10 protein-coding genes are annotated in these 9,780 nt (G+C 37.9%); 3 read left to right on the forward strand and 7 right to left on the reverse strand.

Annotated elements, in window-relative coordinates; all coding sequences use genetic code 11:
* Positions 1-28 precede the first annotated feature (28 nt).
* A complete protein-coding gene (locus J2S17_RS04140) occupies positions 29-1,435 on the reverse strand; it encodes a SpoVR family protein (protein ID WP_307472187.1) in 1,407 nt (468 codons plus the stop codon).
* A 245-nt stretch (positions 1,436-1,680) separates the two neighbouring features.
* Positions 1,681-2,028, reverse strand: a complete 348-nt coding sequence (locus tag J2S17_RS04145; RefSeq protein ID WP_307472188.1) for a DUF3889 domain-containing protein — start codon at positions 2,026-2,028, stop codon at positions 1,681-1,683.
* 208 nt (positions 2,029-2,236) lie between these two features.
* Here J2S17_RS04145 and J2S17_RS04150 point away from each other — a divergent pair, with 208 nt between their 5' ends.
* Positions 2,237-2,488, forward strand: coding sequence for a YhdB family protein (locus J2S17_RS04150; protein WP_307472190.1), 252 nt, complete (start codon positions 2,237-2,239; stop codon positions 2,486-2,488).
* A gap of 50 nt (positions 2,489-2,538) precedes the next feature.
* Here the strand turns inward: J2S17_RS04150 and J2S17_RS04155 are convergent, their stop codons facing one another.
* The 4 genes from J2S17_RS04155 to J2S17_RS04170 all read right to left on the reverse strand — a co-directional run bounded on the left by J2S17_RS04155 (position 2,539) and on the right by J2S17_RS04170 (position 8,194).
* Positions 2,539-3,168 (reverse strand): response regulator, encoded by a 630-nt coding sequence (locus J2S17_RS04155; RefSeq protein ID WP_307472191.1) that lies wholly within the window; start codon positions 3,166-3,168, stop codon positions 2,539-2,541.
* 16 nt (positions 3,169-3,184) lie between these two features.
* The gene (locus J2S17_RS04160; RefSeq protein ID WP_307472193.1) at positions 3,185-4,303 is read right to left on the reverse strand and encodes a GAF domain-containing sensor histidine kinase; all 1,119 of its coding nucleotides are present in this window, start codon (positions 4,301-4,303) and stop codon (positions 3,185-3,187) included.
* A 358-nt stretch (positions 4,304-4,661) separates the two neighbouring features.
* On the reverse strand, positions 4,662-6,389 hold the full coding sequence (locus tag J2S17_RS04165; protein ID WP_307472195.1) for a phospho-sugar mutase: 1,728 nt from the start codon (positions 6,387-6,389) through the stop codon (positions 4,662-4,664).
* A gap of 269 nt (positions 6,390-6,658) precedes the next feature.
* On the reverse strand, positions 6,659-8,194 hold the full coding sequence (locus J2S17_RS04170; protein ID WP_307472197.1) for a bifunctional GNAT family N-acetyltransferase/carbon-nitrogen hydrolase family protein: 1,536 nt from the start codon (positions 8,192-8,194) through the stop codon (positions 6,659-6,661).
* Positions 8,195-8,453: 259 nt separating this feature from the next.
* Here J2S17_RS04170 and J2S17_RS04175 point away from each other — a divergent pair, with 259 nt between their 5' ends.
* Both J2S17_RS04175 and J2S17_RS04180 read left to right on the forward strand, forming a co-directional pair.
* Complete coding sequence (locus J2S17_RS04175; RefSeq protein ID WP_307472199.1) at positions 8,454-8,897, forward strand: disulfide oxidoreductase; 444 nt, start codon at positions 8,454-8,456, stop codon at positions 8,895-8,897.
* On the forward strand, positions 8,894-9,364 hold the full coding sequence (locus tag J2S17_RS04180) for a thioredoxin family protein (protein ID WP_307472202.1): 471 nt from the start codon (positions 8,894-8,896) through the stop codon (positions 9,362-9,364). The genes J2S17_RS04175 and J2S17_RS04180 overlap by 4 nt, the downstream gene beginning before the upstream one ends.
* A gap of 87 nt (positions 9,365-9,451) precedes the next feature.
* Here the strand turns inward: J2S17_RS04180 and J2S17_RS04185 are convergent.
* Positions 9,452-9,780, reverse strand: a 329-nt coding sequence (locus J2S17_RS04185; protein WP_370874945.1) for a hypothetical protein, incomplete at its 5' end; no start/stop codon positions are given.

Genomic DNA, 9,780 nt, shown 5'->3' on the forward strand with positions numbered 1-9,780 from the left:
CGCACCTGAACAGTCGCCTATTTTCTTTTCACAAGTATTTTCTGTGGATGGTTTTGCCGTCGTAGGTGAAGACCATCTCTTTCCCTTCTACTATTGTTTCCATATGGACGGATCGACCCCATAGCTGATGCACATATGGCATTACTTTCTCAAGATACTTGAGGTCTAGTTCGACATCTTCAAACCAATGCTTCAAGTAGAGTTCACCGTTTTTCATATAGTCTCCATCGTTAACAGTGATATATGGGAAGCCACCATTCACACGCATACTCACTAGCTGATCACGGACATTCTCCCATGCTTTATCCACGACTTTGTAATCTTTGCCCTGCTTTTGGAATAAATACATATCCTCTCTTAGCACAAGGTCCTTTGTCAAATAATTGCGGATAAAGGAAATATCTGATTCAATCTCCCTTACCTCAAACATTCTCTCTCTCCCAGACCCTGGTTTTACGCCTCTCCTTTTCATTTCTTCTGTCGGATTGTTATAACGCTCCTCGATATCCTCAAAAATTTTCAATCCTAAATAATATGGGTTAATACCAGTCTTTGAAGGCTGAACTACCCCGGCATTTAATTTGGCAAACTCCAATGCTTCTCCAGATGTTAAGTCCATTTCCCGCAATATCCGCTGATGCCAAAAAGAAGCCCAGCCTTCATTCATAATTTTTGTTTCTAACTGCGGCCAGAAATAAAGCATTTCTTCACGCATCATTGTTAAAATATCCCTTTGCCATTCTTTTAACTCGCGGCTGTAATGTTCGATAAACAAGAGGATATCCTTCTCTGGCTTAGGTGGGAATTTCCTTTTTTTTACAGTTTTATCTTCTTTCATGACTGATTGGTCCAAGTCCCATAAATCATCATAAGGGGAGGTTGATTGAATGGTTGAGCTTTCTTCCTCATCCGTATCCCATACGAATTTTGGCCGCATGAGAGATGGATCAATATGCTCCTCTATTGCTAGTATGGCATCGAGAAATGTCTCCACTTCTTTTTTTCCGTAGTCTATTTCATATTGTCTGATTCTATCCGCCGTAGCTGCCATACTTTCCACCATGTCCCTCTTTGTATTTTGGAAGCGGACATTATTCTTAAAGAAATCGCAGTGCGCTAATACATGGGCAACAATGAGCTTATTTTGGATTAATGAATTCGAATCAAGTAAAAATGCATAGCATGGGTCTGAATTAATGACGAGTTCATAAATCTTTGATAAACCGAAGTCATAGTGAAGTTTCATTTTAAAGAACTGCTTTCCAAAGCTCCAATGAGAATATCTGGTTGGCATACCGTACGCACCAAAAGTATATATAATTTCCGCCGGGCAAATTTCATAACGCATCGGATAATAATCTAATCCAAAACCATTGGCAATTTCAGTGATTTCCGCTATTGCATATTCCAAAGCTTTATTATCTTGATTCAGCAACCTCTCATCACTCCCTATCATGTTCCTTAACATAATCTATGATTTAACAATGGGAATGATGTGTAGCTGTTGGTCAATTTCAAATTGAACATAATGTTTATCATGAAATGACCAAACCCAAAAATCTCTCTCACGCCTGCATGGATTTCTCATTTAAATCTAAAGGTCAGGAATGGGCATCATTATAGTTAAAAAAGAAGCTTGTTCCCTTATTTTGATAAGGAATAAAGCTTCTCTTCGTTTGACTAATTTTTCATCTGCTCTTCCACAGTCAAGCTAATGAATTTACTGGCATCAAGTCTATGCGTTACTTTTACCAATACTGTAACTGCTTTTTCATTCTCGATCACTTCATAAACGAATGAGTCAATGACCTCTGTATCAGAGATTTTTCTTCTTCCCGCGTATTTATAATCAACCACTGCTTCATCTGGGTAATCCTCTTTGACAACTGCTGTGGCTATTCTTCCGTACTTTTCATAATCCACTTTTTCTTGGTGCTCAGATAAAACATGCTCATTGGCAAACGCAGGAGAATAATATATGTACCCAAAACATGCCAATGCAAAAAGCGCTATAATCAGCTTTTTCATCGTTACCTCCACAATTTAGTCGTTAATACATTTATTTTTTACGAAAAATAAATGATTTATGTATCTTTTTAAGAATGCTTTTTCTTTCAAACATTATACAGGTAAAAGTTGATAACCCTTAAAAATCAACCTGTCCAATTTTTTGTGTAAGAAAAGAAGAAGAGGCTGTGCAAACTATAATCAACTCCTTAAAGGGAGGAGAGGGCAAATGAATAAAGTGGATTATGATCGCGCTTTGTATTACACCAACCGTTCTGAATGGGATAATTTATTGATTCTCATGGTGCGGACACATGACCAGTTTTTATCGAAGAAAATCGAGCATTTTCTTCATGCATATAATTTTGAAAAAGACTATACCGTCATTGAAGGACAGTTATATTCTTTACTACGCTACATTGACCATGCCAACCAATTGTCTGAGGAAGAAATAAAGACCGCTTCGTCCTATCTGATTTAGAATTCCACCATAATAAACAAAAAACACGGCTTACCCCGTGTTTTTTTGTTTTATTTAAACCCGTTGCGAACAGCTAGTAATGCTGCTTGAGTTCGATCGGCTACCTCTAATTTAGAAAGAATATTTGATACATGAGTTTTAACCGTTTTTTCCGTTATAAACAACGATGCTGATATTTCCTTATTGCTTTTTCCCTTTGTAATTTCCTTTAGAACATCTCGTTCTCTATTGGTTAATTCATCTAAGGGATTCATTTTTTTATGATTATAATGGGATAATAACTGTGTTGTAGCTTTTGGATGGATTTGACTCTCTCCATTAACCAATTGCTTTATTGACTTTACTAGCTCGTCAGGATGAACATCCTTTAATTGATATCCTGATGCACCTGCCTCTAATGCTGGAATGACATGTTCTTGATCGGAAAAGCTCGTTAATATCATTACATGGATATTAGGAAATGCCTTTTTGATTTCACAAGTTGCCTCCACACCGTTCATGATTGGCATATCTAGATCCATTAAGACAACGTCAGGTTTAAGCCGTGTTGCTTCTGCCACAGCTTCCTTGCCATTACTCGCTTCCCCGACAATATCGATACCGGACTGTGTTTTCAGAAAAAATACAAGACCTCGCCGTACAACATGATGGTCATCCGCTATTAACACTTTTATAGACATCTTTATTATCCATCCTTTATACTGGGATTTCTATTGTGATCATTGTTCCTTCATTTGGAAAAGTTTGAATATGAAATTCACCCTTTAACGCTTCTGTTCGTTCTTTCATACTTTTTAAGCCCATCGATGGAAGGATCGTGTTCTTTTGATAATGAAAACCTGCTCCTTCATCTTTGATCACCATCAATACTTTGTTATCTTTTACTATTAAGGTTAAGTCAATTTCCGATTGCCCGGAATGCTTTTTGCAATTCATCATTGCCTCTTGAGCAATTCTCCATAGCGTCTCTTCCACTTTCCCAGGTAATAAAGTGACTCCTCTTACATGATAGTTCATATTCAAACCAACCATTTTACTATAACTCTGTACGGCAGCAATCAGCCCATCTTCTAATCCCTGAGGCTTTAGCTGCCATATAAGCGCCCTCATCTCATTGAGTGCTTCCTGAGCTAAATCCTGTATGTAGGTAAAGGTCTCCTTAGTATCCGTATCCTTCGCAAGCTCTCTTCCGCCCCTTGCCGTTAAACTTAATGAAAATAACAATTGATTGACTGAATCATGTAGATCGCGCGCAAGCCTGTTCCGCTCTTCTTTTAAGGCTGTTTCTTGTTCTCTTTGGGTAAGCTTAATTCGTTTTAATGCAGTGCCAATTTGAAATGCTACTGACTCAAGTAAAGCCAATTCTTTTTCATCAAAGTTTTTTTTATGTGGAGACCCAATATTCAACAGACCAAACAGTTCACTGCCTGCCCGCAAAGGGACGGTAGCATGGTGCGTTAATCCATCTGTTTGATATCTTTCTTCTGCTTCTGCCTCCTCGATTCTTTTACAGCTCATGATATTTGTTGCATTTTGAAGCACACCGTTTTTAAATCTGTTTAAACACCAACAATCAGGTCTGCACATAGGGGCAAGATTGTCATATTTTAGTGCTTCAGGCAGATGAGCGTAAGCAGCTAAGCGATGCTGGCCATTGTCCACCATAAAGATCCATCCCATTTTCAGGTCAGTGACATCCAGCAGTTTATGTAAAACCTCGGGTAAAAGGGTTTGAAGCTCTGTCCCTTCATTTAGCAGTTCTGCTATTTCCTTTAATATACCTATTTCAGCTTGTTTTTCTTTTGTCATATCCATTCTCCTTCTCACTTCATAAAACAAGCAAGTGTGAGTGCTATGCCTTTAATTATACAGTGTTTCTGTAAAAAGAGCCTCTGTCTTTCAGATGAAAAAGACTACATCAAAAGTTGTAGTCTGAGACCGTAGACAAGCCCATTCAATTAATGAAAAAGAGTGGTATGGGACTTTCTGAAGCGATCCGAGGGGCGAACGTCGAGCAGTAAGCATCTCCAAACCCAGGGAAGTTGGCTTACTTTTGCTTTTGTCGGCTTGCTGAGACGTACATTAAAAGTTGCAGTCTTTTTCATCTGAATGATGATAAAAGCTGTAATAAAAAAACTGCCCTAAAGATTTGGTCATTAGAGCAGCTTTCCATTCATAGATAATTTTCAACTAGCTTCATAAAACTTTCTTCAATGGTGAATAGCTTTTCTTTACTTTGCTCAAGCGATTCACCTACAACACCAAAATAAAATTTGATTTTAGGCTCAGTACCTGATGGACGTAAACAGATCCATGTGCCATCTTCAAAAAAGTATTTAAGCACATTGGACTTTGGCAGATTAATGATGGACACTCCACCAGCACTTTCTGTCCTTTGACTTGTTAAATAATCCTCAACAGCAATAAGTCCCATATCACCAATCCTTTGAGGAGGATTAGTGCGGAAGGAAGCAAGTATGTTAGAAATGACTTCTGCACCATCTTTTCCTTTCAAAGTAAGCGATCGCAGACCCTCACGGAAATAGCCATGCTCTTCATAAATAGCCATTAACGCATCATAAAGAGATATGCCTTTTTCCTTATAATACGCTGTAACCTCAGCTGAAAGTAAAGCTGCCTGAACAGCATCTTTATCTCTGGCAAAATCACCGATTAAGTAACCGTAGCTTTCCTCATATCCAAATATGAATTTATTATCGCCCGTTGCTTCGTATTCACTCATTTTTTCAGCAATAAATTTAAATCCAGTTAATACATCGGTTGTCTCAATGTTGAATGCTTGAGCGATTTTTCTTCCTAACTCTGAAGTAACGATTGTTTTCAAAACCATACCGTTGGGCGACAACGACCCTTTTTCCTTTTTTTGAGATAAGATGTAATGAAGTAATAGGGCGCCTGTTTGATTGCCAGTCAACAGTTCATATTCATCTTTATTATTTTTCACGGCAATTCCCAAACGGTCTGCATCAGGATCTGTAGCTATTAATAGATCAGCGTTTACCCGTTCTCCTTCTTTAATTGCCAATTCAAATGCAGACTTTTCTTCCGGATTCGGGCTGGACACGGTCGAAAATTCCGGATCAGGAAGCTCCTGCTCTTTTACTACATGAACGTTCTTATAGTGCAACGCTGATAGTCCGTCTCTGACAGGCTTATTCCCTGTTCCATGCAAAGGGCTAAATACAATTGAAAGATCCGTTCTCTCACCAATAGAAGTATTTTCGGAAATCGTTTGTAATTTTTCAACATACGCACGATCAATAGTTTGTCCAATCATCACGATTAGGCCCTTCTCTTTCAATGACTCTTCATCTTCCACTTCAATTAGCAGCTCATTTTCAACTTCATCTATTTTTTGGATCACTTGATCCGCTGCCTCTGGTGGTAACTGAGCCCCGTCAGGACCGTACACTTTATATCCATTATATTCAGGTGGATTATGGCTTGCAGTTATCACAATACCCGAGAATGCCTGTAAATACCTCACTGCGAATGATAGTTCTGGAGTAGGGCGCAATTCATCAAAGACATAAGTTTGAATGCCACGAGTAGCCAGTGTTTTTGCAGCTTCCATGGCAAACTGAGGCGACATATGACGTGAATCATAGGCAATGACTACCCCGCGGGTTTTTGCTTCAGCCCCATGATCTTCTATATATGCTGCTAGCCCTGCGGAAGCCTTTCTGACTGTGTACACGTTCATCCGATTCGTGCCAGCACCAATTTCTCCTCTCATGCCGCCTGTTCCAAATTCTAACCCTTTATAAAACGCTTCCTCGAGGTGCTTCTCATCCTTTGATATATCTATCAATTCCTTTTTCATTTGCGGATCTAATTTTTCAAATTTCATCCATCTATCAGACTTTTGTTTCCATTCCATTTTCTTTCCCCCTGGTAATCGCACTTATATCTCTCATTCGAAAGATATTAGAAAAGCGCTAGCGCCTTGCTCACCCTCAGGCATAGCATAGGACGAACCTCACTTAAAAGGTGGTCTTTACCTTTCTGGAGGGTTGGCTTAGACCATAGAGGGGGTTGGACGCTTGCGCTAGACATTTTTCTAACTTTTAAATTTATTCTTTCTTATTTTTTACAGAATATCCCTTTCGAAACCCTCTTTTAAGGACTTCTTTAATCATCGGATCCATTTCATTTATATTTAATTTGGTAAATATCATGTCTTCTGTCTTTCAAATGTCTGACTGTGCCGTCCTGCCTCTTTCTTCTTAAAATTTCTAAGTCTACATCACCAATTTGCACCATTTCGATATTTGGATTAGCTTCTCCTACAATTCCATCCCTGGAAAACTCAAAATCTGAAGGAGAGAATATGGCAGATTGGGCATATTGGATATCCATATTCTCTGTTTGCGGAAGATTTCCGACCGTACCAGATATGGCGGTATAAATTTGGTTTTCAATCGCTCTTGCTTGCGCACAATAACGCACCCTTAAATAGCCTTCACGATCTTCAGTACAAAACGGAACAAAAATGATTTTTGCCCCTTTATCTGTAGCAATCCGTGCTAACTCAGGGAATTCGATATCGTAACAGATTTGAATCGCGATTTTTCCACAATCAGTGTCAAAAACTCTTACTGAATCCCCGGCGCTTATTCCCCACCATTTTCTTTCATTTGGTGTGATATGCAATTTATATTGCTTTTCAATCGTTCCATCTCGTCTGAACAAGTAAGCAATATTATAGATCTTGTCTTCATCTTCTTTAACAAAATGAGACCCGCCAATTATATTAATATTATAACGTACAGCCAAATCAGTAAACAACTGTATATAATCCTCTGTGAACTCAGTCAGCTTTCTAATCGCTAAACTTGGTACCTTTTCATGTAAGAAAGACATAAGCTGGGTCGTAAATATTTCTGGAAAAACCGCAAAGTCAGCTTCAGCATCTGAAGCAACATCTGTGTAATATTCAACTTGATTTGCAAAATCTTCAAAAGAATTGATTTGCCTCATCATATATTGCACGACACATATTCGCACAGGATAGCTTGTTTTATAAAATCGCTTTGTTGTTGATTTATAATCCACATTATTCCATTCCATTAAGGTCGCATATTTATTGGACTGTGTATCATCCGGCAAATAATTTGGATTAATTCTCATTAATGTGTACCCATTTAAAAGCTGGAATGATAATACTGGATCATATATCGTATGTAAAGAGACTTCATTCACATATTCTCTTGGGCTCATTTCCTTTGCATGTTTATGATAGTTAGGTATCCGGCCGCCAATGATAATGCTCTTTAAGTTCAACTCCCGTGCCAGCTCTTTTCTTTGCTCGTATAGCCGGTGGCCAATTTTCATTCGGCGATATTCAGGGTGAACCATCACCTCAATTCCATATAAATTATAACCTTCATCATTATGATTGGTTATATAGCCGTCGTCGGTCACATCCGCCCATGAATGGCGATCATCATACTCATCAAAGTTAATAATTAAACTTGAACACGATCCAATAATTTCTCCATCGTATTCAGCGACAAACTGCCCATCCGGAAAAATATTCAAATGACTTTCGAGGTGATCCCGTTTCCACGGATCCATACCAGGAAAACAAACCTCTTGAAGTGAAATTATTTCATCTATATCTTCATGTTTCATATTTCTAATAATCATTTTCTTTTCAAATTTGCTCAGGTCTAATTTCTTCATGTTTAGCGCTCCCTTTTACTATCTTCATGTTGAACAGTTTTTCACTTACTTCCTATTCCCTTTTTTATTCATTTATAATCATCCTTAAAATATGGTATTATTACCTTGTTCTATTTCATTAAAGCAACATAATTCATGGTAAATTTGCGAAAAGTATGATATTTTCATGAAGGTTTCTTGAACAATGAACAACTTCGTTTACAAGCTTAAGAAAACAGCTATATAATTTTATATGTAATTAAACGAAAAGGAGATACATATGGTGAAATCCCAAAATAAAGACCCGCGCGAAAATTTGCTCTTTGTTGCATGGGCTGCATCAGTCGTTGCTATGTTCGGAAGTTTATATTTTTCTGAAATCAAACAATATGAGCCATGTGCACTTTGTTGGTATCAAAGGATTGTCATGTATCCGTTCGTCGTCATTCTGGGTATCGCTGTTGTAAAAAAAGACTATCGAATCAGCCTGTATTCCATGATTTTATCTGGTATTGGTGCATGTATTTCCATTTATCACTATGGTTTGCAGAAGTTATCATTCCTTGCAGAAGCAGCACCTGCTTGTGGAAGGGTTCCTTGTACTGGCCAATATATTAACTGGTTTGGCTTTGTCACCATCCCATTTTTGGCTTTAATTGCTTTTATTATTATTTTTATTTGCAGTGCAATGATTTGGAAAATGACAAGGGAGGAAGCTAATTGAAAAAGGTAATTATATTTCTAGCAATCATTATTTTATTATTTGCCGGTGTGGGAATTTTAACAAAGATGCAGAATGAGCAAAAGGTATCTGGTAATAACCCTTATGGCAAAAATACATTGCATCCAGAAACTGCCAATCAGCTTAATGACCCTAATTACAGTAATATTATACTTCCATCGGACTTAAAAGATGTACTCGCTGATGAGGGCGATGCTACTGTTTATTTCTTTAGCCCGCTTTGTGAATATTGCAAAAAAGCGACGCCGATTGTTTCACCTCTTTCTGAAAATATGGATGTCAATTTAGTTCAATATAATTTACTGGAATTTGATGAAGGCTTCAATGACTATGCAATTAAAGAAACGCCTACAATCATTCAATTTAAAGATGGCAAAGAAACAGCAAGGATTACTGGACTTCAAGATAAAGCGGTATTTGAGAACTGGTTTAACGAACATTCCAAGTAAGAAAAGCGCAGGCAGAGCCTCCCGAAAAAGGTGTTCCTTTTTGGGAGGCTCTGCCTGCTATTTAGGAAAAAAACAGCCTTTCTTATCTCAAATGGGCGTTTCTTTGTTTTTTAGATAGGAATACTGCTTTTTCTTATCTGAAATAGGCGTTTTTCTGTTTTTGGGATTGGAATACGGCTCTTTCTTATCTGAAATGGGCTTTTTTCTGTTTTTGGGATTGGAATACGGCTTTTTCTTATCTGAAATGGGCGTTGCTTTGTTTTTTGGGATAAGAATACTGCTCTTTCTTATCTGAAAAGGGCATTTTCTGTTTTTGGGATTGGAATACTGCTTTTTCTTATCTGAAATAGGCGTTTTTCTGTTTTTGGGATTGGAATACGGCTCTTTCTTATCTGAAATGGGCTTTTTTCTGTTTT

The sequence above is a fragment of the Cytobacillus purgationiresistens genome (assembly GCF_030813235.1).
GTDB lineage: Bacteria > Bacillota > Bacilli > Bacillales > Cytobacillaceae > Cytobacillus > Cytobacillus purgationiresistens.